This is a genomic window from Streptomyces sp. NPDC007905 (genome assembly GCF_042959345.1).
GTDB lineage: Bacteria > Actinomycetota > Actinomycetes > Streptomycetales > Streptomycetaceae > Streptomyces.
Map to the genome: position 1 here is coordinate 49,837 of NZ_JBIBKS010000018.1, position 23,511 is coordinate 73,347.

23 protein-coding genes are annotated in these 23,511 nt (G+C 72.0%); 20 read left to right on the forward strand and 3 right to left on the reverse strand.

Annotation, left to right across the window (positions count from 1 at the left end):
* Window positions 1-7: 7 nt before the first annotated feature.
* The 8 genes from ACFZDC_RS29005 to ACFZDC_RS29040 all read left to right on the forward strand — a co-directional run bounded on the left by ACFZDC_RS29005 (window position 8) and on the right by ACFZDC_RS29040 (window position 8,876).
* Complete coding sequence (locus ACFZDC_RS29005; RefSeq protein ID WP_391328588.1) at window positions 8-1,114, forward strand: quinone-dependent dihydroorotate dehydrogenase; 1,107 nt, start codon at window positions 8-10, stop codon at window positions 1,112-1,114.
* Window positions 1,111-1,956 carry an orotidine-5'-phosphate decarboxylase gene (pyrF, locus tag ACFZDC_RS29010; protein ID WP_391328590.1) on the forward strand — a complete coding sequence of 282 codons (846 nt, stop codon included), beginning with the start codon at window positions 1,111-1,113 and terminating at the stop codon, window positions 1,954-1,956. The genes ACFZDC_RS29005 and pyrF overlap by 4 nt, the downstream gene beginning before the upstream one ends.
* Window positions 1,957-2,255: 299 nt before the next feature.
* Complete coding sequence (locus tag ACFZDC_RS29015) at window positions 2,256-2,579, forward strand: integration host factor (protein WP_003977346.1); 324 nt, start codon at window positions 2,256-2,258, stop codon at window positions 2,577-2,579.
* 60 nt (window positions 2,580-2,639) lie between these two features.
* The gene (gene gmk / locus ACFZDC_RS29020) at window positions 2,640-3,197 is read left to right on the forward strand and encodes a guanylate kinase (RefSeq protein ID WP_391328591.1); all 558 of its coding nucleotides are present in this window, start codon (window positions 2,640-2,642) and stop codon (window positions 3,195-3,197) included.
* Between the two features lie 65 nt (window positions 3,198-3,262).
* On the forward strand, window positions 3,263-3,535 hold the full coding sequence (rpoZ, locus tag ACFZDC_RS29025; protein WP_005319902.1) for a DNA-directed RNA polymerase subunit omega: 273 nt from the start codon (window positions 3,263-3,265) through the stop codon (window positions 3,533-3,535).
* 124 nt (window positions 3,536-3,659) lie between these two features.
* The gene (gene coaBC, locus ACFZDC_RS29030) at window positions 3,660-4,862 is read left to right on the forward strand and encodes a bifunctional phosphopantothenoylcysteine decarboxylase/phosphopantothenate--cysteine ligase CoaBC (protein WP_391328784.1); all 1,203 of its coding nucleotides are present in this window, start codon (window positions 3,660-3,662) and stop codon (window positions 4,860-4,862) included.
* 260 nt (window positions 4,863-5,122) lie between these two features.
* Window positions 5,123-6,331 carry a methionine adenosyltransferase gene (gene metK, locus ACFZDC_RS29035; RefSeq protein ID WP_391328593.1) on the forward strand — a complete coding sequence of 403 codons (1,209 nt, stop codon included), beginning with the start codon at window positions 5,123-5,125 and terminating at the stop codon, window positions 6,329-6,331.
* Window positions 6,332-6,728: 397 nt separating this feature from the next.
* Complete coding sequence (locus ACFZDC_RS29040) at window positions 6,729-8,876, forward strand: primosomal protein N' (RefSeq protein ID WP_391328595.1); 2,148 nt, start codon at window positions 6,729-6,731, stop codon at window positions 8,874-8,876.
* 140 nt (window positions 8,877-9,016) lie between these two features.
* Here ACFZDC_RS29040 and ACFZDC_RS29045 read toward each other — a convergent pair whose 3' ends face one another.
* Window positions 9,017-9,559: a hypothetical protein gene (locus ACFZDC_RS29045; protein ID WP_391328597.1), complete on the reverse strand. Its 543-nt coding sequence runs from the start codon at window positions 9,557-9,559 to the stop codon at window positions 9,017-9,019.
* 304 nt (window positions 9,560-9,863) lie between these two features.
* Here ACFZDC_RS29045 and fmt point away from each other — a divergent pair, with 304 nt between their 5' ends.
* From fmt to ACFZDC_RS29090, 9 genes are all read left to right on the forward strand, one after another.
* The gene (gene fmt, locus ACFZDC_RS29050) at window positions 9,864-10,799 is read left to right on the forward strand and encodes a methionyl-tRNA formyltransferase (protein WP_391328599.1); all 936 of its coding nucleotides are present in this window, start codon (window positions 9,864-9,866) and stop codon (window positions 10,797-10,799) included.
* Window positions 10,800-11,088: 289 nt separating this feature from the next.
* On the forward strand, window positions 11,089-12,507 hold the full coding sequence (locus ACFZDC_RS29055; RefSeq protein WP_391328601.1) for a transcription antitermination factor NusB: 1,419 nt from the start codon (window positions 11,089-11,091) through the stop codon (window positions 12,505-12,507).
* A gap of 132 nt (window positions 12,508-12,639) precedes the next feature.
* The gene (gene rpe / locus ACFZDC_RS29060; protein ID WP_391328603.1) at window positions 12,640-13,326 is read left to right on the forward strand and encodes a ribulose-phosphate 3-epimerase; all 687 of its coding nucleotides are present in this window, start codon (window positions 12,640-12,642) and stop codon (window positions 13,324-13,326) included.
* Between the two features lie 90 nt (window positions 13,327-13,416).
* Window positions 13,417-14,460: a sugar-binding domain-containing protein gene (locus tag ACFZDC_RS29065; protein WP_391328605.1), complete on the forward strand. Its 1,044-nt coding sequence runs from the start codon at window positions 13,417-13,419 to the stop codon at window positions 14,458-14,460.
* Between the two features lie 60 nt (window positions 14,461-14,520).
* Window positions 14,521-14,949, forward strand: a complete 429-nt coding sequence (locus ACFZDC_RS29070; protein ID WP_391328607.1) for a ribonuclease domain-containing protein — start codon at window positions 14,521-14,523, stop codon at window positions 14,947-14,949.
* Window positions 14,946-15,314 (forward strand): barstar family protein, encoded by a 369-nt coding sequence (locus tag ACFZDC_RS29075; protein ID WP_391328609.1) that lies wholly within the window; start codon window positions 14,946-14,948, stop codon window positions 15,312-15,314. Before ACFZDC_RS29070 ends, ACFZDC_RS29075 begins: the two co-directional genes overlap by 4 nt.
* A 94-nt stretch (window positions 15,315-15,408) precedes the next feature.
* A complete protein-coding gene (locus tag ACFZDC_RS29080; RefSeq protein WP_391328611.1) occupies window positions 15,409-16,851 on the forward strand; it encodes a GuaB1 family IMP dehydrogenase-related protein in 1,443 nt (480 codons plus the stop codon).
* A 414-nt stretch (window positions 16,852-17,265) separates the two neighbouring features.
* Window positions 17,266-18,756: an amino acid transporter gene (locus tag ACFZDC_RS29085; protein WP_391328613.1), complete on the forward strand. Its 1,491-nt coding sequence runs from the start codon at window positions 17,266-17,268 to the stop codon at window positions 18,754-18,756.
* A gap of 27 nt (window positions 18,757-18,783) precedes the next feature.
* The gene (locus ACFZDC_RS29090) at window positions 18,784-19,236 is read left to right on the forward strand and encodes an AsnC family transcriptional regulator (protein WP_391328614.1); all 453 of its coding nucleotides are present in this window, start codon (window positions 18,784-18,786) and stop codon (window positions 19,234-19,236) included.
* Between the two features lie 174 nt (window positions 19,237-19,410).
* Here the strand turns inward: ACFZDC_RS29090 and ACFZDC_RS29095 are convergent, their stop codons facing one another.
* Entirely contained in the window at window positions 19,411-19,677 is a 267-nt protein-coding gene (locus ACFZDC_RS29095; protein WP_391328616.1) for a hypothetical protein, read from the reverse strand.
* Between the two features lie 36 nt (window positions 19,678-19,713).
* A complete protein-coding gene (locus tag ACFZDC_RS29100; protein WP_391328618.1) occupies window positions 19,714-20,454 on the reverse strand; it encodes a UTRA domain-containing protein in 741 nt (246 codons plus the stop codon).
* A 216-nt stretch (window positions 20,455-20,670) separates the two neighbouring features.
* On the opposite strand from ACFZDC_RS29100, the gene ACFZDC_RS29105 reads away from it, so the two are divergent.
* From ACFZDC_RS29105 to ACFZDC_RS29115, 3 genes are read left to right on the forward strand one after another with little or no spacing between them, the layout of a single operon-like run.
* On the forward strand, window positions 20,671-21,828 hold the full coding sequence (locus ACFZDC_RS29105) for an extracellular solute-binding protein (protein WP_391328620.1): 1,158 nt from the start codon (window positions 20,671-20,673) through the stop codon (window positions 21,826-21,828).
* Window positions 21,825-22,706, forward strand: coding sequence for an ABC transporter permease (locus tag ACFZDC_RS29110; protein WP_391328621.1), 882 nt, complete (start codon window positions 21,825-21,827; stop codon window positions 22,704-22,706). The genes ACFZDC_RS29105 and ACFZDC_RS29110 overlap by 4 nt, the downstream gene beginning before the upstream one ends.
* Window positions 22,691-23,509, forward strand: a complete 819-nt coding sequence (locus ACFZDC_RS29115) for an ABC transporter permease subunit (RefSeq protein WP_391328623.1) — start codon at window positions 22,691-22,693, stop codon at window positions 23,507-23,509. Before ACFZDC_RS29110 ends, ACFZDC_RS29115 begins: the two co-directional genes overlap by 16 nt.
* Window positions 23,510-23,511: the final 2 nt, after the last annotated feature.

Below are 23,511 nucleotides of genomic sequence, written 5' to 3' on the forward strand. Positions count from 1 at the left end.
GGACACCATGTACAAGATCTTTTTCAACCTGTTCTTCAAGCGCATGGACCCCGAGAAGGCTCACCACCTGGCCTTCCGCTGGATCCGCCTCGCCGTCCGCATCCCCGTGCTGCGCACGTTCGTCGCGGCCGCCCTCGCGCCCCGCTACAAGGAGCTGCGCACGGAGGCCTTCGGGCTGCGGATGCACGGCCCCTTCGGGCTCGCGGCCGGTTTCGACAAGAACGCCGTCGCCATCGACGGCATGTCGATGCTGGGCTTCGACCACGTCGAGATCGGCACGGTCACCGGCGAACCGCAGCCCGGCAACCCCAGGAAGCGGCTGTTCCGGCTCGTCGCGGACCGGGCGCTGATCAACCGCATGGGCTTCAACAACGACGGCTCCCTCGCCGTCGCCGCCCGCCTCGCGACCCGTGAGCCGGTCTTCAGGACCGTCGTCGGTGTCAACATCGGCAAGACCAAGGTCGTCCCGGAGGCGGAGGCCATCGGCGACTACGTGAAGTCGGCCGAGCGCCTGGCGCCGTACGCCGACTACCTGGTCGTGAACGTCTCCTCGCCGAACACTCCCGGCCTGCGCAACCTCCAGGCGACTCAGGCGCTGCGCCCGCTGCTGAGCGCCGTACGCGAGGCCGCCGACCGTACGGTCGCGAACCGGCGCGTCCCGCTCCTGGTGAAGATCGCTCCCGACCTCGCGGACGAGGACATCGACGCCGTCGCCGACCTGGCCATGGAGCTCGGCCTGGACGGCATCATCGCCACCAACACCACCATCGCGCGCGAGGGCCTCGGTCTGCGCTCCGAACCGTCGCTGGTGAAGGAGACCGGCGGACTGTCCGGCGCGCCCCTGAAGGCCCGCTCCCTGGAGGTTCTGCGCCGCCTGTACGCGCGCGTGGGCGACCGGATCACCCTGGTGGGCGTCGGCGGCATCGAGACCGCCGAGGACGCCTGGACGCGCATCCTGGCCGGTGCCACGCTGGTTCAGGGGTACAGCGCCTTCGTCTACCAGGGGCCCTTCTGGTCCCGCGCCATCCACAAGGGTCTCGCCGCGCGTCTGCGCACCAGCCCGTACGCCACCCTCGCCGACGCGGTCGGCGCCGACGTAAGGAAGACGGCATGACGGTTCTGGAGCCCTTCGGTGCCCGTCTGCGCCGCACGATGGACGAGCGCGGTCCACTGTGCGTCGGCATCGACCCGCACGCCTCCCTGCTCGCCGAGTGGGGACTGAACGACGACGTGGCCGGTCTGGAGCGGTTCAGCCGCACGGTCGTCGAGGCGGTGGCCGACCGGGTCGCCGTCATGAAACCGCAGAGCGCCTTCTTCGAGCGGTTCGGCTCGCGCGGCATCGCCGTCCTGGAGAAGTCGGTGCAGGAGGCACGCGCGGCCGGCACCCTGGTCGTGATGGACGCCAAGCGCGGCGACATCGGCTCGACCATGGCCGGGTACGCCGAGGCCTACCTGCACAAGGACGCCCCGCTGTTCTCCGACGCCCTCACCGTCTCGCCCTACCTCGGCTACGGCTCGCTCAGCCCGGCCGTCGCCCTGGCCCGGGAGAGCGGGGCCGGCCTGTTCGTGCTGGCCCTCACCTCGAACCCGGAGGGCCCCGAGGTCCAGCACGCGGTGCGCGCCGACGGGCGCACCGTGGGCGCGACCGTGCTGGCCCACCTGGCCGCCGAGAACGCGGGCGAGGAGCCGTTGGGCTCCTTCGGGGCGGTCGTCGGCGCCACGGTGGGCGATCTGTCCTCCTACGACCTCGCCATCAACGGTCCGCTCCTCGCGCCGGGTGTCGGGGCGCAGGGGGCGACCGCGGCCGACCTCCCCAAGGTCTTCGGGTCGGCGCTGCGCAACGTCGTCCCGAACGTCAGCCGGGGTGTGCTGCGGAAGGGTCCCGACGTCGGGGCGCTGCGCTCGGCCGCGGAGCGCTTCGCGGAGGAGATCCGGGCCGCCGTCGCCGGCGGTTGAGTTCCCCGGCACGCGTCCCGACGGGCGGCGCCGGGGCGCCTTGAGTGTGAATACATCCTCAAATCGAGGGCAATATGTCTGAAATGTCCAGCCTGACAGCGGCTGACCAGTACTTTTCCGCCGTTCTCGCTGACTCTGGCGGACTTGCCCGCTAGTCTCCGAGCAGTGGGAACACCTCCCACGCTGTTAACGCAGTGGGGGAGAACGGGCAGCGTGTTGCTCGTGGCTCCCCAGGTGTGGGGCGACTAGGTTCCTCACCGGTCCGTATCCGACAGTTCGACATCCGAGGTGACGTAGGCGTGGCTCTTCCGCCCCTTACCCCTGAACAGCGCGCAGCCGCGCTCGAAAAGGCCGCCGCGGCTCGCCGGGAGCGGGCCGAGGTCAAGAATCGACTCAAGCACTCCGGCGCCTCCCTGCACGAGGTCATCAAGCAGGGCCAGGAGAACGACGTCATCGGCAAGATGAAGGTCTCCGCCCTGCTCGAGTCGCTGCCCGGCGTGGGCAAGGTCCGCGCCAAGCAGATCATGGAGCGTCTGGGCATCTCCGAGAGCCGCCGCGTGCGCGGTCTCGGTTCCAACCAGATCGCTTCCCTGGAGCGTGAGTTCGGCAGCACCGGCTCCTGAGCCCGGCTGCTGCCGGACCGGGAGTCCCGGGCACTCCGGGATTGCTGGAATAATTGCTGCATGAGTGAACGTCCGCGGCTGACCGTGCTCTCCGGCCCCTCGGGGGTCGGCAAGAGCACGGTCGTCGCCCATATGCGCAAGGAACACCCCGAGGTCTGGCTCTCGGTGTCGGCCACGACCCGCAAGCCGCGCCCCGGCGAGCAGCACGGAGTCCACTACTTCTTCGTCGCCGACGACGAGATGGACAAGCTGATCGCCAACGGTGAGCTGCTGGAATGGGCCGAGTTCGCCGGCAACCGCTACGGCACGCCCCGCGCGGCCGTGCTGGAGCGGCTGGAGAACGGTGAGCCCGTCCTGCTGGAGATCGACCTCCAGGGCGCCCGGCAGGTCCGCGAGTCCATGGCCGACGCCCAGCTGGTGTTCCTGGCTCCGCCCTCCTGGGAGGAGCTGGTGCGCAGGCTCACCGGCCGGGGGACCGAGCCGCCCGAGGTCATCGAGCGCCGCCTGGAGGTGGCCAGGACCGAGCTGGCGGCCGAGCCGGAGTTCGACGTGACCTTGGTCAACACCTCCGTCGAGGACGTGGCCGACGAGCTGCTAGCCTTGATGGACGTCGTGTGATCGTGACCGCTCTGTGCGAGCCGGTCACACCGACTGATTCTTTCCCACCCATCGGAAGGTAGAGCGTGTCCTCTTCCATCACCGCGCCCGAGGGCATCATCAACCCGCCGATCGACGAGCTTCTCGAGGCCACGGACTCGAAGTACAGCCTCGTGATCTACGCGGCCAAGCGTGCCCGCCAGATCAACGCGTACTACTCGCAGCTCGGCGAGGGCCTCCTCGAGTACGTCGGTCCGCTCGTCGACACCCACGTCCACGAGAAGCCGCTCTCGATCGCCCTGCGCGAGATCAACGCCGGTCTGCTGACCTCCGAGGCCATCGAGGGCCCGGCGCAGTAGTACCGTCAGATCGCAGTAGCTTTATCCACAGGCCCGGCAGTCACGCTGCCGGGCCTGTGGTGTGTGATGGTCTCGTACGTTGCTTCGTGCGTCGCCGCGTACGTTGCCGAGCCGGGGAGAGATGGTGGACAAGCCGAGGGTCGTTCTGGGGGTCAGCGGGGGCATCGCCGCGTACAAGGCCTGCGAGCTGCTGAGAAGGTTCACGGAGTCGGGCCACGACGTGCGCGTGGTGCCCACCGCCTCCGCGCTGCACTTCGTGGGCGCCGCCACCTGGTCGGCCCTGTCCGGCAACCCGGTCTCCACGGAGGTCTGGGACGACGTCCACGAGGTCCCGCACGTCCGTATCGGCCAGCACGCCGATCTCGTCGTGGTGGCCCCGGCGACCGCCGACATGCTCGCCAAGGCCGCCCACGGCCTCGCCGACGACCTGCTGACCAACACGCTCCTCACCGCCCGCTGTCCGGTGGTCTTCGCCCCGGCGATGCACACCGAGATGTGGGAGCACCCCGCCACCCAGGAGAACGTGGCCACGCTGCGCCGCCGCGGTGCCGTCGTCGTCGAGCCCGCCGTCGGCCGCCTCACCGGTGTCGACACCGGCAAGGGCCGGCTGCCCGACCCGGGGGAGATCTTCGAGGTGTGCCGCCGGGTGCTGACCCGGGGCGTCGCCGAGCCCGATCTCGCGGGCCGCCATGTCGTCGTCTCGGCCGGCGGCACCCGCGAGCCCCTCGACCCCGTCCGCTTCCTCGGCAACCGCTCCTCCGGCAAGCAGGGCTACGCCCTCGCCCGTACGGCCGCGGCACGCGGCGCCCGGGTCACCCTGATCGCCGCCAACACCGGCCTGCCCGATCCGGCCGGTGTCGACGTCGTCCCCGTGGGCACCGCCGTTCAACTGCGCGAATCGGTGCTGAAGGCCGCCGCGGACGCCGACGCGGTGGTCATGGCCGCCGCCGTCGCCGACTTCCGTCCCGAGACCTACGCCACCGGCAAGATCAAGAAGAAGGACGGCCAGGACCCCGAACCGATCGTCCTGGTGCGGAATCCGGACATCCTCGCGGAGATCTCGGCCGACCGAGCACGCCCCGGACAGGTGGTCGTCGGCTTCGCCGCCGAGACCGACGACGTCCTGGCCAACGGGCGCGCCAAGCTGCACCGCAAGGGCTGCGACCTGCTCGTGGTGAACGAGGTGGGCGAGCGCAAGACCTTCGGTTCCGAGGAGAACGAGGCCCTGGTGCTGGGCGCCGACGGCAGCGAGACCCCGGTACCGCACGGCCCCAAGGAGGCCCTCGCGGACACCGTCTGGGACCTCGTGGCGGCCCGGCTGGGGTGACCGGGCCACGCCGTCCGGCCGAATTGTTTCGGCCGTTCGACGTCTTTTTTCCACACGACAATGTCGCGTGGCGCACCTGGCCAAGGTCGCTCGGCTTGTGCAGAATGCCCGTGCCGCAGGTCACAGCACTCCCGAGAGGCGAGACAGGTGGGCCGACGGCCGAGTGCGACCGATAAACTGTTCTCGGACTACGCCGGGCGCAGCCCCCCGCGTAGTCCGCCAATGATCAGCCAGCAGCCGCTGCAACCCCAGGGAGCGTTGTGTCCCGTCGCCTGTTCACCTCGGAGTCCGTGACCGAGGGTCACCCCGACAAGATCGCTGACCAGATCAGCGACACCATTCTCGACGCGCTTCTGCGCGAGGACCCGACCTCCCGGGTCGCCGTCGAGACGCTGATCACCACCGGCCTGGTGCACGTGGCCGGCGAGGTGACGACCAAGGCCTACGCGGACATCGCGACCCTGGTCCGCAGCAAGATCCTCGAGATCGGCTACGACTCCTCGAAGAAGGGCTTCGACGGCGCCTCCTGCGGCGTGTCCGTGTCGATCGGCGCGCAGTCCCCGGACATCGCCCAGGGTGTCGACACGGCCTACGAGTCCCGGGTCGAGGGCGACGACGACGAGCTGGACCGGCAGGGCGCCGGCGACCAGGGCCTGATGTTCGGCTACGCGTCCGACGAGACCCCGACCCTGATGCCGCTGCCGATCTTCCTGGCGCACCGCCTGTCCAAGCGGCTGTCCGAGGTCCGCAAGAACGGCACCATCCCCTACCTGCGCCCGGACGGCAAGACGCAGGTCACCATCGAGTACGACGGCGACAAGGCCGTCCGCCTCGACACGGTCGTGGTCTCCAGCCAGCACGCCTCGGACATCGACCTGGAGTCGCTGCTGGCCCCCGACATCCGCGAGTTCGTCGTGGAGCCGGAGCTGAAGGCGCTGCTGGACGACGGCATCAAGCTGGACACCGAGGGCTACCGCCTGCTGGTCAACCCGACCGGCCGCTTCGAGATCGGCGGTCCGATGGGTGACGCCGGCCTCACCGGCCGCAAGATCATCATCGACACCTACGGCGGCATGGCCCGCCACGGCGGCGGCGCGTTCTCCGGCAAGGACCCGTCCAAGGTCGACCGCTCCGCCGCGTACGCGATGCGCTGGGTCGCCAAGAACGTGGTGGCGGCGGGCCTGGCCTCCCGCTGCGAGGTCCAGATCGCCTACGCCATCGGCAAGGCCGAGCCGGTCGGTCTGTTCGTGGAGACCTTCGGTACGGCCAAGATCGACGCCGAGAAGATCGAGAAGGCGATCGACGAGGTCTTCGACCTCCGTCCGGCCGCCATCATCCGCGACCTCGACCTGCTCCGCCCGATCTACGCCCAGACGGCCGCGTACGGCCACTTCGGCCGCGAGCTGCCCGACTTCACCTGGGAGCGCACGGACCGCGTGGACGCCCTGCGCAAGGCCGCGGGCCTGTAGGTCCGGGCACGGATCCTCACCGAGGCCCGGCTTCCCTTCGGGGGCCGGGCCTCGGCGTGTGTCCGGTCACCGGGCGGCGCCGGCGGGATCCGGCGCAGCCTGCGGTCGATCTCCGCGCTCCCGACCGCCGGCTCGTGTCCCTCGCGCACGCCGTGTCCGTCCAGCTCGAACCAGCTCGAAACGTGTCGGCGAGGCTGGGGAGGGGCCGGTCCAGGACACCCGTGCCCGGAGCGAGGGCGTTCCAGGGTTCCCGCCGGCGCGTCCTGCTGCCGGCCGTCGACGGACCGGTACGGCGCCCGACGCAGAGGCGCCGAGTGGCACCCCGCTGCCGGCCCGGATCCCGGGAGGGCGCGGCCGTCCGGCTCGTTTGTCGGTGCCGTTTGGTAAGAATGCAAGCGTGAGCAGCGAGAACGGGCCGGGGGACGGCGGGGCCGAAGGGGCGCCGCCGGAGCAGCTTGCGCTCATCCGGGAGAGTGTGCGCGGGGCCAAGGTGCCTCGGGCCAAGCCCCGGACCTGGCGCGGGGCCGCACTCGCCAAGGAGCTGCCGGTGGCGCGCGTGCTCGTCGACAAGGGTGTGCTGCATCTCGACCGGTATTTCGACTACGCGGTGCCCGAGGAACTGGACGCCGACGCCCAGCCCGGGGTCAGGGTGCGGGTGCGGTTCGGGGCCGGACGGCATCGGGTGCGGGACGGGCGGCGCGAGGGCGGCGGGCTCATCGACGGCTTTCTCGTCGAGCGGCGCGCCGATTCCGACTACTCGGGGCCGCTGGCCGCGCTCGCCCAGGTGGTGTCGCCGGAGCCCGTGCTGAGCCAGGAGCTGCTGGGTCTCGCACGGGCCGTGGCCGACCGGTACGCGGGCAGCCTCGCCGATGTGCTGCAGCTGGCCGTGCCGCCGCGCAGCGCGCGGGCCGAGCGACGGCCGTCGCCCGAGCCCCTGCCGGCGCCGGCCGCGCCCGACGCCGGGCCCTGGGCGCGGTACGAGCACGGGGGTGCCTTCCTGGAGTCGCTGGCCTCCGGGGGAGCGCCCAGGGCGGTGTGGAGCGCCCTGCCGGGGCCGCTGTGGAGCGAGGAGCTGGCGCGGGCCGTCGCGGCGACGCTCGCCTCGGGACGCGGCGCGCTCGTCGTCGTACCGGACGGGCGGGCCGCCGCGCGGGTCGACGCCGCGCTGACCACGCTGCTCGGCGAGGGCCGGCACGCGCTGCTCACTGCCGACGCCGGGCCCGAGAAGCGGTACGCGCAGTGGCTCGCGGTGCGGCGGGGGGCCGTACGGGCCGTGGTCGGAACACGGGCGGCGATGTTCGCACCCGTGCGGGATCTGGGGCTCGTTGCCATCTGGGACGACGGGGATGACAGCCACAGCGAGCAGCACGCCCCCCAGCCGCATGCGCGCGATGTGCTGCTGTTGCGCGCCGCCCTGGACAAGTGTGCCTTCCTGCTGGGGAGTTGGAGCTGCACGGTGGAAGCCGCGCAGCTCGTGGAGAGCGGCTGGGCCAGGCCCCTGGCCGCCGGGCGCGAGCAGGTACGGCGGGTCGCGCCCCTGGTGCGGACCGTCGGGGACGGCGACCTCGCGCGCGACGAGGCGGCCCGGGCCGCCCGCCTGCCCTCCCTCGCCTGGCAGGTGGTCCGCGAGGGGCTGCGGCACGGGCCGGTGCTGGTCCAGGTGCCGCGCCGTGGGTACGTGCCGCGGATGGCGTGCGCCCAGTGCCGGGCGCCCGCCCGGTGCCGGCACTGTTCCGGGCCGCTCGAGGCGCGGGACGCGGGGGCGCTGAAGTGCGGCTGGTGCGGGCGCGAGGAGGGGGCCTGGCACTGCCCCGAGTGCGGTGGCTTCCGGCTGCGCGCCCAGGTGGTCGGGGCCCGGCGGACCGCCGAGGAGTTGGGCCGGGCCTTTCCCGCCGTACCGGTGCGCACGTCGGGGCGTGAGCATGTGCTGGACACCGTGCCGGGCACGCCCGCGCTGGTCGTGAGCACCCCGGGAGCCGAGCCGGTCGCCGAAGGCGGCTACGCGGCGGCCCTGCTGCTGGACGGCTGGGCGATGCTCGGGCGGCCCGACCTGCGGGCCGGTGAGGACGCGCTGCGCCGGTGGATCGCGGCCGCGGCGCTGGTACGGCCGCAGGAGGAGCGGGGGACGGTGGTCGTGGTGGCCGAGCCGACCCTGCGGCCGGTGCAGGCGCTGGTGCGGTGGGATCCCATGGGCCACGCGGTGCGCGAGCTGGCCGAGCGGGCAGAGCTGGGGTTCCCGCCGGTGTCCCGGATGGCGGCCGTGTCGGGGACGGCCGAGGCCGTCGCGGAGTTTCTGGGGGCAGTGGAACTGCCCTCGGACGCCGAGCTGTTGGGGCCGGTGCCGGTGCCGTCCGGCCTGCCCGGACAACCGCGAAGGCCGGGGGCGCCGCCGCCCGGCGAGCACTGGGAGCGGGCGCTGGTGCGGGTGCCGCCGGGGAGCGGGGCCGCGCTGGCCGCCGCCTTGAAGGCGGCCCAGGCCGCGCGGATGGCGCGGGGGAGCGGGGAACCGGTGCGGGTGCGCATCGATCCGCCGGACATCGGATGAGGGTGCGGCGCGGGAGACGTGGTCGGCCGGGGACGAAGGTGCGGGCGCGGGAGACGTGGTCGGTCGGGGACGGCCCCCGCATGCGGCTGCCCTCCCGGCGATCTCCCGGGAGGGCAGGGTGAGGTCGTCGGCCGTGCCGGTCAGCCGTTGCGCGGGCCGGGGAAGGCCGTCGGCCGGGCGTCGTCGCAGAGTGTCGGGCTGCCCGCCGTGGGCTGGGTCGGCATGGAGCGGGCCGCCGGCACGGTCGGCCCCGCGGGCAGGACGGTGTTCACGTTGAGCGTGCGGGTGCCGGACGGCTCCGTCGCCCGCTCGCTCTCGGCGGCCGCCTGCGTCGCGGCACGGCGGGCGCCGTAACGGCGGTGCACCGCCTGCTTGGTGACCCCGAGCGCCGAGCCCACCGCGTCCCAGGAGAAGCCGAGCGAGCGGTCGAAGTCCACGGCGGCCGTGACCAGCGTTTCGACACTGTCCCGGAGTTCCTGGGCGAGGCGGACCGTCGGGGCGGGGGCGCGTCCGTAGACGACGAAGCCCGTGGAAGGGCCGGAGCGGCGCGGGCGGTAGACGTTGCCCAACTGGGCGGTGAGCGTGCGCAGTGCGTCCACCTGCCGGCGGACCCGCTCGATGTCCCGCACCAGCAAGTGCAGGCTGGCCCGGGCCTGGGCGTCGTGGGTTGCGTGGTCGGCCATGAACAAGCCTCTCGAACCGGCGTTGAAAGGAATTGGGCCGCGAAGCGGCCCGATGTGGTCAACTCTTTCTTGACCAACGCGTATGCGCTCCGCTGGTCACGGGGTGGGGGCGTACGGGCATGCGCGTACGCCGTCGTCCCACCGGCGCACCACCCGTTTCGGGCGGGCCGGGAGCCGGGGCGACCTGTGGGGGTGTTCGCCGCCGACGGCCGTCGGTTCGTGGTCGGCGGGGCAGTGATCCGGCCCTGGCCATAGACTGGTGCGCTGCCCGTCCAACCCCCGCCCGAGAGGCCCGATCCCGCCCATGAAGCTCGTCTTCGCCGGTACACCCGAGGTCGCCGTTCCCGCCCTGGACGCTCTCATCGCCTCAGGGCGGCACGAGGTGGCCGCCGTCGTCACGCGGCCCGACGCGCCGGCCGGGCGGGGACGCAGGCTGGTCGCGTCGCCCGTGGCCGAACGGGCGGAGGAGGCCGGGATCGAGGTGCTGAAGCCGGTCAGGCCGCGGGACCCCGAATTCCTGGAGCGGCTCAAGGAGATCGCCCCGGACTGCTGCCCGGTCGTCGCCTACGGCGCCCTGCTGCCCAGGGCCGCGCTGGACATCCCGGCGCACGGCTGGGTCAACCTGCATTTCTCGCTGCTGCCCGCGTGGCGCGGGGCCGCGCCCGTGCAGCACGCCCTCATGGCGGGGGACGAGATCACCGGTGCCTCCACCTTCCTCATCGAGGAAGGGCTCGACTCCGGCCCCGTGTACGGCACCGTCACCGAGGAGATCCGGCCCACCGACACCAGCGGGGACCTGCTCACCCGGCTCGCGTTCGCGGGTGCCGGGCTGCTCGCCGCGACCATGGACGGCATCGAGGACGGCAGCCTGAAGGCCGTGCCGCAGCCGACGGAGGGCGTCACACTCGCACCGAAGATCACCGTCGAGGACGCCCAGGTGGACTGGGCGGCGCCCGCGCTGCGCGTCGACCGCGTCGTACGCGGGTGCACGCCCGCGCCCGGCGCCTGGACCACCTTCCGTGGGGAGCGGCTGAAGCTGATCCAGCTCACGCCGGTGCCCGAGCGGACCGACCTCGCGCCGGGGCAGCCGGCGGTCGGCAAGAACAGTGTCCACGTCGGCACCGGGTCCTACGCCGTCGAGCTGCTGTGGGTGCAGGCGCAGGGCAAGAAGCCGATGCGGGCGGCTGACTGGGCGCGCGGGGTGCGCATCGCCGAGGGGGAGCGGCTCGGCGGCCAGTAGTGCTGTGACCGGAAAGGCCGGAAAGCTCGCGGCGTCCGGTGCTGGGGGCCCCTCCCACGCCGTTCAGGCAGTGGGGGAGCGTCGCGAGGCGGAGCATCGCCTGCGTGCTGGATGTACTCGGGTGATGCGACAGCGCGGCGAGGTGCCGTGCCGGGCGTCGCGAGCCGGTGAACCTTTCCGGTCACAGCACCAGCTGGGAGCCGCGGGGCCCCGCAGGGCGGGGGTGACGGTGGTCCGACGTACGCTGGGAACCGCACCCCCCTTTCTTCACATCCGGAGCACCTTTTTCGTGAGTGAGCAGTCCGGGCGGCCGCGCAAGCCCGCCAAGCCCTACCGCCGTCCCCAGAAGGACCCCGTTCGCATCCTCGCCTTCGAGGCGTTGCGCGCGGTGGACGAACGGGACGCGTACGCCAACCTCGTGCTGCCGCCGCTGCTGCGCAAGGCGCGGGAGAAGGGCGGCTTCGACGCGCGGGACGCGGCCCTCGCCACCGAGCTGGTGTACGGGACGCTGCGCCGGCAGGGGACGTACGACGCCGTCGTCGCCGCGTGTGTCGACCGGCCGCTGCGTGAGGTCGACCCGCCGGTGCTCGACGTGCTGAGCCTGGGCGTGCACCAGCTGCTCGGGACGCGGATTCCCACGCACGCGGCCGTGTCCGCCTCCGTCGAGCTGGCGCGGGTGGTGCTCGGGGACGGGCGGGCCAAGTTCGTCAACGCCGTGCTGCGCAAGGTCGCGCAGGACGACCTCGACGGGTGGCTGGAGAAGATCGCGCCGCCCTACGACGAGGATCCCGAGGACCATCTGGCCGTGGTGCACTCGCACCCCCGCTGGATCGTCTCCGCGTTGTGGGACTCCCTCGGCGGCGGGCGGGCCGGTATCGAGGACCTGCTGGAGGCCGACAACGAGCGGCCCGAGGTGACCCTCGTGGCACGGCCGGGTCGGGCCACCACCGAGGAACTGCTGCGGGAGGACGCCGCCGTGCCGGGGCGCTGGTCGCCCTACGCCGTGCGGCTCACCGAGGGCGGCGAGCCGGGTGCCGTCGAGGCCGTCCACGAGGGTCGGGCCGGTGTGCAGGACGAGGGCAGCCAGCTGGTCGCCCTCGCCCTCGCGAACGCCCCGATCGAGGGTTCTGACGAGAAGTGGCTCGACGGATGCGCCGGTCCCGGTGGCAAGGCGGCGCTGCTGGCCGCCCTCGCCGCCGAGCGCGGGGCGGCGCTGCTCGCCTCCGAGAAGCAGCCGCACCGGGCGGGACTGGTGGCGAAGGCCCTGCACGGCAACCCGGGGCCGTACCAGGTCATCGCCGCCGACGGGACCCGCCCGCCGTGGCGGCCCGGCACCTTCGACCGCGTGCTGATGGATGTGCCGTGCACCGGGCTCGGCGCGCTGCGCCGGCGCCCCGAGGCGCGGTGGCGGCGGCGCCCCGAGGACCTGGACAACTTCGCGCCGCTCCAGCGCTCCCTGCTGCGCACCGCGCTGGACTCGGTGCGCGTGGGCGGGGTCGTCGGCTACGCCACCTGCTCGCCGCACCTCGCCGAGACCCGGGCGGTCGTCGCCGACGTACTCAAGCAGCACCCGGAGACGGAGCTGATCGACGCCCGCCCGCTGCTCCCCGGCGTCCCCGCGCTCGGCGAGGGCCCGGATGTGCAGCTGTGGCCGCATGTGCACGGCACCGATGCGATGTATCTGGCGCTGATTCGGCGGACGGGCTGACGGACGCGGGCGGTGTCCGGCTCCGCTCGGCGCTGTCCACAGGCTTCCGCATACCGTCGTATAAGTGCGATGAACGGCTTCGCCTGTGGACCGGCGCGAACATCCGTGCGTCGGGCATGGCAGGCTTGGGTCATGGCCGCGCAGATCAACCCCAGCATCCTGTCCGCCGATTTCGCCCGCCTCGCGGATGAGGCGAAGGCGGTGGAGGGAGCCGACTGGCTCCATGTCGACGTCATGGACAGCCATTTCGTCCCCAACCTCACGCTCGGCGTGCCGGTCGTGGAGTCCCTGGCCCGCGCGACGGGGACCCCGCTGGACTGCCATCTGATGATCGAGGATCCCGATCGCTGGGCTCCGCAGTACGTCGAGGCGGGTGCCTCGTCCGTCACCTTCCACGTGGAGGCGGCGGCGGCGCCCGTGCGGCTCGCCCGGGAGATCCGCGCCAAGGGTGCACGCGCCTCCATGGCGCTGAAGCCCGCGACGCCGATCGAGCCGTACGAGGACCTGCTCCCGGAGCTCGACATGCTGCTGATCATGACGGTCGAGCCGGGCTTCGGCGGCCAGGCCTTCCTCGACATCATGCTGCCCAAGATCCGCCGCACCCGTGAGCTGATCAGCAAGCACGGTCTCCAGCTGTGGCTGCAGGTCGACGGCGGTGTGTCGGCATCCACCATCGAGCGGTGCGCGGACGCGGGGGCGGACGTCTTCGTCGCCGGTTCGGCCGTGTACGGGGCGGAGGACCCGGCGGAGGCGGTGCGTGCGCTGCGCGCCCAGGCGGAGACCGCGACCGCGAAGGCGTCCTGGGCATGCGACCACTGAGCCACGGCTACATGAACGCTTGAATGAACGGCGCCCATCAGGGCGGATCAGTTGCGCCGAATCTGCAAGGATGAACGGCGAATCCAGAGTGTGAACAGCAGTGAGGAGATCGCCGTGTCGGGTATGTCGGCGGGCCGGTCAGCCATGCGGATGGGACCCGCTGAGCTGGTGCAGGCGGCGGCCATGGCCCGCCGCTTCTACCTCGAGGGCAAGTCCAAGATCCAGATCGCGGAGGAGTTCGGCGTCAGCCGCTTCAAGGTGGCCCGGGTCCTGGAGACGGCCCTCGAACGGGATCTCGTACGTATCGAGATCCGCGTGCCGGCCGAACTGGACGCCGAGCGCTCCGACGCGCTCCGCGCCCGCTACGGCCTGAGGCACGCCGTTGTGGTCGAGTCCCCGGCCGAGGCCGAGGAGACGCCCGACCCCGAGAACCTCGGGGAGGTCGCCGCCGACCTGCTCGGCGAACTCGTCAACGAGGGGGACGTGCTCGGCATGGCCTGGGGCCGGTCCACCATTCACATGGCGGCGGCGCTCGACCGGCTGCCGCCGTGCACGGTCGTGCAGCTGACGGGCGTGTACGACGCCGGGACCTCGGAGCGCGGCTCGGTCGAGGCCGTGCGCCGTGCCGCCCAGGTGTCGGGCGGCGACGCCCATCCCATCTACGCCCCGATGCTGCTGCCGGACGCGGCCACCGCGGCGGCGCTGCGCAACCAGACCGGGATCGCCCGGGCCTTCGAGTACTTCGACAAGGTCACGGTCGCCTGCGTCTCCATCGGCTCCTGGGAGCCCGGCATCTCGACGGTGCACGACATGCTCAGCGACGAGGAGCGCGCGCACTACGCCTCGCTCGGTGTCGCCGCCGAGATGGCCGCGCACCTGTTCGACGCCGACGGGCGGCGGATCGGGCGGGACCTGGGGGAGCGGTGCATCACGGTCAAGGCCGACCAGCTGCGCCGCATCCCGGAGGTCGTGGCGATCGCCGGCGGACAGCGCAAGGCGTCCGCGATCGACGCGGTGCTGCGCTCCGGGCTGGTCACCAGCCTGGTGACCGACACCTCGGCCGCCGACTACCTGATGACGGCGGGGCCGACGCCGAAGCCCGCTCTCAGCCGTGCCGACCCCGACGGGCACTGACGGGAGCGCACGGCGGGTCGTGGCGAGACCGTGACGGGACGGCCGTGGCAGCATCGGCGCATGCTGCTGCGGTTCGCTCCCCGTCCCCTCCTGCGGGTTTCCCGCACGCTCGCGGGTCTGCTGGTCTGTCTCTCCGTCCTGCTGACGGGATGCTCGCCGGGCACGGACACCGCGACCGCTTCGAGCGCGTCCACGCCGGCCTGGGCCCAGGGCATGGCCACCGTCCAGCAAGCCCGGCTCCCGGCCGAGGCCCGGCACACCCTCGCCCTGATCGACAAGGGCGGCCCCTTCCCGTACGCCAGGGACGGCGTCGTCTTCGGGAACGTCGAGGGGCTGCTGCCGAAGCACCAGCGCGGCTACTACCACGAGTACACCGTGCGGACCCCGGGCTCGCACGACCGCGGGGCGCGGCGCATCGTCACCGGACAGGGCGGGGAGATCTACTACACCGATGACCACTACACGTCGTTCCGGGCGGTGCTGAGATGAGCGAAGACCTGGCGGGCCGGTTCGTGGTCACCCTCGACCTCGAGGGTGTCACGGACAAGGCGGGCCTGATGGACCGTGCCGCCCGGGCCCTGGCCCTGCCCGACTGGTTCGGCCGCAACTGGGACGCGCTGGTGGACTCCCTCTCCGACCACACGGTGTGGCCCGAGGCCGCCGTCGAGCAGGGTCTGCTGGTCGTCGTGCGAGGCTGGCGGCCGTACGCCGAGGCGAACCCGGACGAGTGGCGGACCGCGCAGGACGTGTTCGCCGAGGCGGTGGACCGCACCCCCGCACTCGCCGTCGTCCTGGCGCTTGGAGGATCCTCCCAGGGCTTCTCCGGCGGCCCTGGAGATTCTGTGGGGGGATGACAGGCCCCCCGTCATGGGAGAATGAAGTACGTGCTCTTTTCCCCCTGGCGCACCCGTCGGGGGGTCACCTCTGATCGACTGGGATGTGCAGCACGTGCGTTTCCTCAATGACATCCAGCCCGCGTACGACCTGACGTACGACGACGTGTTCATGGTGCCGAGCCGCTCCGCGGTGGGCTCGCGTCAGGACGTGGACCTCGGCTCGCCGGACGGCACGGGCACCACCATCCCGCTCGTCGTCGCCAACATGACCGCCATCGCCGGCCGTCGCATGGCGGAGACGGTCGCCCGGCGCGGCGGCCTGGTGGTCATCCCGCAGGACATCCCGATCGACGTGGTCATCGACGTCGTCTCCTGGGTGAAGAGCCGCCACCTGGTGCTGGACACCCCGATCGTGCTGGCCCCGCACCAGACCGTCGCCGACGCCCTCGCGCTGCTGCCCAAGCGGGCCCACAACGCCGGCGTGGTCGTCGACGAGCACCTCCGCCCCGTCGGCGTGGTCACCGACGCGGACCTGAGCGGCGTCGACCGCTTCACCCAGCTCGAAGTGGTCATGTCCAAGGACCTGCTGCTGCTCGACGCGGACATCGACCCGCGCGAGGCCTTCAACACCCTGGACGCGCACAACCGCCGCTACGCCCCCGCGGTGGACAAGGACGGCAAGCTCGCCGGCATCCTGACCCGCAAGGGCGCGCTGCGCGCCACGCTCTACACCCCGGCCGTCGACGCCCGGGGCAGGCTGCGCATCGCCGCCGCCGTCGGCATCAACGGCGACGTGGCGGGCAAGGCCAAGCAACTGCTCGACGCGGGCGTGGACACGCTCGTCATCGACACCGCGCACGGCCACCAGGAGTCGATGATCAGCGCCATCAAGGTGGTGCGCGCGCTCGACCCGCAGGTGCCGATCGCCGCGGGCAACATCGTCTCCGCCGACGGCGTCAAGGACCTCGTCGACGCCGGTGCAGACATCATCAAGGTCGGTGTCGGCCCGGGCGCCATGTGCACCACCCGCATGATGACCGGCGTGGGCCGGCCGCAGTTCTCGGCCGTGCTGGAGTGCGCCGCCGAGGCGAAGAAGTACGGCAAGCACGTGTGGGCCGACGGCGGCGTCCGTCACCCGCGCGACGTGGCCATGGCCCTCGCCGCCGGCGCGTCCAACGTGATGGTCGGCTCCTGGTTCGCGGGCACCTACGAGTCCCCGGGCGACCTCCAGCAGGACGCGGGCGGCCGGCTGTACAAGGAGTCGTTCGGCATGGCCTCCGCGCGTGCCGTGGCCAACCGGACGTCGGACGAGTCGGCGTACGACCGCGCCCGCAAGGCGCTGTTCGAGGAGGGCATCTCCACTTCCCGGATGTTCCTCGACCCGTCCCGCCCGGGTGTCGAGGACCTGATCGACTCGATCATCGCGGGCGTCCGTTCCTCCTGCACCTATGCCGGCGCCGGCTCCCTGGAGGAGTTCGCCGAGAAGGCCGTCGTCGGTATCCAGAGCGCGGCCGGCTACGCCGAGGGCCAGCCGCTGCACGCCAGCTGGAGCTGACCTCACCTCACTGCCGTACGGCCCCCGCTGATCCCGCACGGGAGACCCGGGGGCCGTTGGCGTACCCGGGGCCCACCGGCGCCGCCGGCCCGGTCGGACGGCTTCGGCGCGGGCGCTCGAGGCCGGGGCGCGGGCCGTCGCGGGGGAGCCCGAGGAAGGGTGGGAACCAGGGTCTGTGAGGTCCCTGCGCAACGGTCGACAGCCCGTGCGCAACGAATAGGCATCCCGGCGCGAGGAACGCAATGATCATGCGGGTGTGTGCAAGGTTGCTGCATTACGCCCGTGAAGCCGTGCCCCGTAGGGTGCTGCGCTGTACGTAGCGTGGCGGGGGACTTCCGCTCTGCGGGTTCCTGCCCCGGCAGGTGTCCGCCGGTCCCCCCTGCGCTCTGACCGGCAGCGATAAGGAGCCCGCGCGTGCTCGACCAAGGCGCACCCCCGCAGAACGAGAGAACGGCCGCCCCCGCGTCCCCGGGCGTCGCCGCGCGCCTCATGCGTCGCAAGCCAGTGGAAAGCCTGGTCGCGGAGGGCGGCCAGGGCGAGGGAGGGACGCTGAGGCGGTCCCTCGGGCTATGGCAGCTGACCATGATCAGCATCGGTGCCACCCTCGGCACCGGCATCTTCGTCGTTCTCGGCGAGGCCGTCCCGAAGGCGGGCCCGGCCGTCACCCTGTCCTTCGTGATCGCCGGTCTCACCGCGCTGTTCTCGGCCCTGTCCTACGCCGAGCTGGCCGGCACCATCCCGGTCTCCGGCTCCTCCTACTCGTACGCATACGCAACCATGGGCGAACTGATCGCCTGGGTCTGCGGCTGGTGTCTGCTCCTGGAGTACGGCGTCTCGGTGGCCGCCGTGGCCGTCGGCTGGGGCGAGTACCTGAACGAGCTGCTGGACGGCACCATCGGCGTGACCCTCCCGAACGCCCTGGCCAACCCGCCCGGCGTCGACGGCGGCATCTTCAACCTGCCCGCCCTGATCGTGGTGCTCCTCGCCATGACGTTCCTGCTGGGAGGCGCCAAGGAGTCCGCGCGGGCCAACACCGTCATGGTGTGCGTGAAGATCGCCGCGCTGGTGCTGTTCTGCGCCATCGGCTTCATGGGCTTCAAGTCCGGCAACTACTCCCACTTCATGCCGCTCGGCATGGCGGGCGTCAGCGCGGCCGGCGCCACCCTGTTCTTCTCCTACATCGGCTTCGACGCCGCCTCCACGGCCGGTGAGGAGGCGAAGGACGCCCAGCGCGACCTGCCCCGCGCCATCATGCTGTCCCTCGTCATCGTGACCGCCCTGTACGTGCTGGTCGCCGCCGTCGCCGTCGGCGCGAAGCCGTGGCGGAAGTTCAACGACTCCGAGGCCGCCCTCGCCCAGATCATGACGGACGTCACCGGGCAGCGCTTCTGGGGCACCCTGCTGGCCTTCTGCGCCGTCATCGCCATCGCGAGCGTCGTCCTGACCGTCCTCTACGGCCAGACCCGCATCCTCTTCGCGATGTCCCGCGACGGGCTGGTGCCCAAGGTCTTCGCCAAGGTCCACCCGAAGACCGGCGCCCCGCGTGCCAACACGGTGATCGTCTCGGTCTTCTGCGGTGTCCTCGCCGCCGCGATCCCGCTGGGCCAACTGGCGGACGCCACCAGCATCGGCACGCTGTTCGCCTTCGCGCTGGTCAACGTGGCCGTCGTGGTGCTGCGCCGGACCCGCCCGACCATGAAGCGGACCTTCCGCGTGCCGCTGTCGCCGGTGCTGCCCGCGCTGGGCTTCGCCTTCTGCGTCTGGATGATGGGCAGCCTGTCGACCGTCACCTGGGTCGTGTTCGGTGTCTGGATGGCCGTCGGGCTCGTGTTCTACTTCGTGTACGGCTATCGCCGTTCCCGTCTCGCGACCGGTGAGGACGTCGCGGTGGCGGCCGAGAAGTGACCGACCGGGAGAAGTGAACCACCCCCCGTGCTGAACGATCTCGACGAACGCATCGTGCACGCCCTCGCCGAGGACGCCCGCCGCTCCTACGCGGACATCGGGCAACTGGTCGGCCTGTCCGCACCCGCCGTGAAGCGGCGCGTGGACCGGCTGCGCGCCACCGGAGCCATCACCGGGTTCACCGTCCGGGTGGACCCGGCGGCGCTCGGCTGGGAGACCGAGGGGTTCGTCGAGATCTACTGCCGGCGCAACACCTCGCCGGAGACCATTCAGCGGGGCCTGGAGCGCTACCAGGAGATCGTGGCCGCATCCACCGTCACCGGTGAGGCGGACGCGATCGTCCAGGTCTTCGCCTCCGACATGCGCCACTTCGAACGGGTGCTGGAGCGCATCGCCGGCGAGCCTTTCGTGGAGCGCACCAAGTCGGTGCTGGTGCTGTCGCCGTTGCTGCGCCGGTTCTCCTCGGGGGCACCCGGGTAGGCCCTCACGCCGCCCGGCGGCCGATCGCGGACAGCATGCGGCGCATGACGGCCGCGTGACCGCCGCTGCCGATCACCAGCAGCCGGTACAGCTTCCCGGCCCGGCCGGGGAGCGCGGCCCGGGTCTGCGCGCGCAGGCGCGTGCGGCCCCGGCCGTCCTGTTCCAGGCGGAAGGTCAGCGCGTGTACCTCGCGTAGCGGTGGCTTCCGGCAAGGACCGGCTCCCGTCCCGGGTCGGCGGCGGTCACCCGGAAGCCGCGGACGGCGGAGCCGACGGCGAGCGGCCGCGGGCCGGACGCCGTGCGGTCGGCGGCGCCCACCAGGCGGGCGGAGGCAACCCCTCCGCGTCCGGCGAAGGAGCGGCCCAGGACCTCGCCGAGCGCCCGCCAGACGGATTCGGGACCGGCCTCGATCACGGTCGGGTGGGTGTCGACGTGCGGCAACGGGCTCGGATCCACCCGCGTCCCCCGTCGTTCGCCTCAGTCCGCCGTTTTGCGGGCCAGGGCGTTGTTCCCGATCGAATTGTGCACGCTGAAGCTCACCGCGTCCGAGCGGTAGCGGTCGTCCGACCACTCCACCGGGCGGCCCTCGCGGGTGGTGGTCACCCGGCGGACCCGCAGCAGTGGGCTGGTGCGGCGGATCCCGAGCAGTGCGGCGTCCTGGGCGCCCGCCGCGACCGCGTCGATGACGTGCTCGCCGTAGGCGAAGAGCAGGCCGGTGCCGTCGTAGAGCCGCTGCGTGACGGACGGGCAGTCGGGCTCGATGGCCTCGACCGCCGGGGAGATCCAGTCCGCGTAGACGGTCCGCTCCAGCAGCACCGGTTCGCCATCCAGACCGCGTACCCGCAGGACGTGCAACACCTGTGTCCCGGCGGGAAGTTGGAGCCGTACGGCGTCCTCCTGTGTGGCCGGGCGGTACTCCTGGGTCACCACCCGACCCGTCGCCTCCCGGCCCATCGCCCGCGCCCACTGGGCGAAGCTGCGCAGCTCCTCGAAGCTCTGGCTGCGGCGGCTGGCCAGCACCACGCGCCGGGCGCCCTGCCGGGAGCCGATCAGACCCTCGGCGGTGAGGGCCGCGACGGCCTGGCGGACCGTGCCGCGCGAGACGCCGTAGTGCGCGGCCAGCTCCGACTCCGAGGGCAGCCGGCTGCCGACCGTGTACTCCTCGCGGTCGATCGCCCGCCGCAGCTCGTCGGCGATCTCCTCGTGTCGCGCCGTCATGCTTCCCCTCTGCGTAGGCCGTTGTGCACAGCGTGACCAGCCTAATCGAGGCCTGAGCGTGATCTGTGACGGTCTGGATTGTGCAGCCAACAAGCGCTCAAAGTTTCGCTGAGGTTTACAGACAGGACATCGCGAGCGGGCGTACTGTGACGCAACTTGTTCAGACAAGTTGTCCTCGTCTCCTCTCCCCTGCTCGCGTGCACCCCTGGAGTGACAGTGACAGTGTTCGTGCCGAGAACCGCCGTTCTGGCCGGTGGCCTCTCCGTAGCCGCCGCACTCGCCCTCAGCGCCTGCGGCGCCGCCCCCGACAACGCGACGACGACCGCCGACGGCAAGAGCGCCGCCACCGCCACCTCCGCCGCCGGCCTCGGCGGCCTGGACGCCCTCGTCGAGGCGGCCAAGAAGGAGGGCACGCTGCACGCGATCGCGCTGCCCCGCGACTGGGCCAACTACGGAGCCCTCATCGACGGCTTCCAGAAGAAGTACGGCATCAAGATCGAGGTGGAGAGCCCGGACGGCACCAGCCAGGACGAGATCAACGCCGTCACCTCCCGCAAGGGCCAGGACCGCGCCCCCGACGTCCTCGACCTCGGCAGCTCCTTCGCGCTCAGCGCCGCCCAGCAGGGCCTGCTCGCGCCCTACAAGGTGGCCTCCTACGGCGACATCGCCACCGCCCAGAAGGACCCGCAGGCACGCTGGTACAACGACTACGGCGGCTACCTCTCCATCGGCTGCGACGCCAAGCGGGTGAAGACCTGCCCGACCACCTTCAAGGACCTGCTCAAGCCCGAGTACAAGGGCCAGGTCGCTCTCAACGGCAACCCCACCAAGTCCGGTTCGGCCTTCGGCGGCGTCTACGCGGCCGCCCTCGCCAACGGCGGCTCCTTCGACGACATCCAGCCCGGCCTCGACTTCTTCGCCAAGCTGAAGAAGAACGGCAACTACACGCCCGTCGAGTCGACTCCGGCCACCGTCGAGAAGGGCGAGACGCCCATCAGCATCGACTGGGACTACCTGAACGCCGGGTACGCCGACGAGTTCAAGTCAAAGGGCGTCGACTGGAAGGTCGCGATCCCGAGCGACGGCCGGTTCGCCCAGTACTACTCCCAGGCCATCAACAAGGACGCCCCGCACCCGGCGGCCGCCCGCCTGTGGCAGGAGTACCTCTACAGCGCCGAGGGACAGAACCTGTGGCTCAAGGGCTACGCCCGCCCGGCTCTGATGCCGGCCATGGAGAAGGCCGGCACCCTCGACAAGGCGGCCGCCGCCAAGCTCCCGAAGGTCACCGGCACGCCGTCCTTCCCGACCGAGGCCCAGCAGAGCAAGGCCAAGACGGTCCTCGCGCAGGGCTGGGGGAAGGCCGTCTCCGGATGACCGCCGCCCTCCCGCGCGCGGACGTGGCGCCCGCCGCTTCGGTGAAGCGGCGGCGCCGCGCCCCCGGCTGGATCGCCGTGGTGCCGCTGCTGGTGTTCACGGCGATCGCCTTCGGGCTGCCCGCACTGGCCATGCTGAACGGCGCGTTCACGGTGGAGGACCAGTACAGCGCGCAGAACGTGACCACCTCGCTGCAGGGCCCGTACCTCACCGCACTGCTCGGCAGCGTCAAACTGTCGGCGATCTCCGCCGCGCTCGGTGCCCTGCTCGGGCTGCCGCTCGCGCAGGCCGTCGTCAGCTCCCGCTCCCGCGCGCTGCGCGAGGCCGTGCTGACCGCCTCCGGTGTGCTGGCCAACTTCGGCGGGGTCCCGCTGGCGTTCGCCTTCGTCGCCACCCTCGGCAACGCCGGCGTCCTGACCCTGCACCTGGGGCTCAAGGACCACGGCTGGGACCTCTACAGCTTCTGGGGCCTGGTCCTCGTCTACCTGTACTTCCTCATCCCGCTGATGGTCCTCACCATCACCCCCTCGCTGGACGGTCTGCGCTCCCAGTGGCGGGAGGCCGCGCTGAACAACGGCGCCACCGGCGTGCAGTACTGGCGGCACGTGGCCCTGCCCGTCCTCGCGCCCTCCCTGCTCGGCGGCCTGGTCCTGTTGTTCGGCAGCGCCTTCGCCGCCTACGCCACCGCCGCCGCGATGGTCGGCAGCGCGGTCCCGCTGGTCACCCTGCAGATCGCCGACGCGCTGTCCGGCAACGTGCTGGTCGGCCAGGAGAACGTCGCCCTCGCCCTCAGCCTCGACATGGTGCTGGTGGCGGCCCTGGTGATGGCCGTGTACCTGCCCCTGCAACGACGGAGCGCCCGATGGCTCGACGGCTGACCCCCTGGCGCTGGGCCGTCCTCGGCCTGGCCGCCCTGTACTTCCTGACACCGCTCGCCGCGTCCGTGGTCTTCACCGTCGACGTGCCGGGCCAGGGCGTCACCTTCGACGCCTACACCCAGATCCTGTCCGCCGACGGCTTCGTCTCCAGCCTGCTGCTCTCGCTGGAGCTGGCCGTGGCCACCATCGCGGTCGTGCTGCTGCTGATGGTGCCCGCCGTGGTCGCGCTGCGGCTCGGCGCGCCCCGGCTGCGGCCGGTGGTGGAGGTGGTGTGCTCGCTGCCGCTGGTGGTGCCGCCGATCGCGTTCGCCGCCGGGATCGTGACCGTGCTGAAGTGGGGCCCGGAGCACCTGTCGCGGACCCCGCTGTTCCAGACGTTCGTGGCGGTGCAGAACCCGAGCTTCCCGGCCGTGCTCGTCCTCGCGTACGTCGTGATGGCGCTGCCCTTCGTGTACCGCGCCCTGGACGCGGGCCTGCGCGCCATCGACGTACGCACCCTCGTGGAGGCCGCCCGCAGCTGCGGCGCCTCCTGGCCGCAGGCGCTCGTCCGGGCGGTGCTGCCGAACCTGCGGGGGGCCCTGCTGAACGCGGCCTTCCTCACGCTCGCGCTGGTCCTCGGCGAGTTCACCGTCGCCCGGCTGCTCGGCTTCCAGCCCTTCGCCGTGTGGATCTACAACGTCGGCGGCTCGCAGGCCCAGATGTCCGTCGCCGTGTCCGTGCTCAGCCTGCTCGTCACCTGGGCCCTGCTCCTCGCGCTCGCCGGCGCCGGCGGACGTACCCGAACCGCTTCCTCCCGGGGATGACA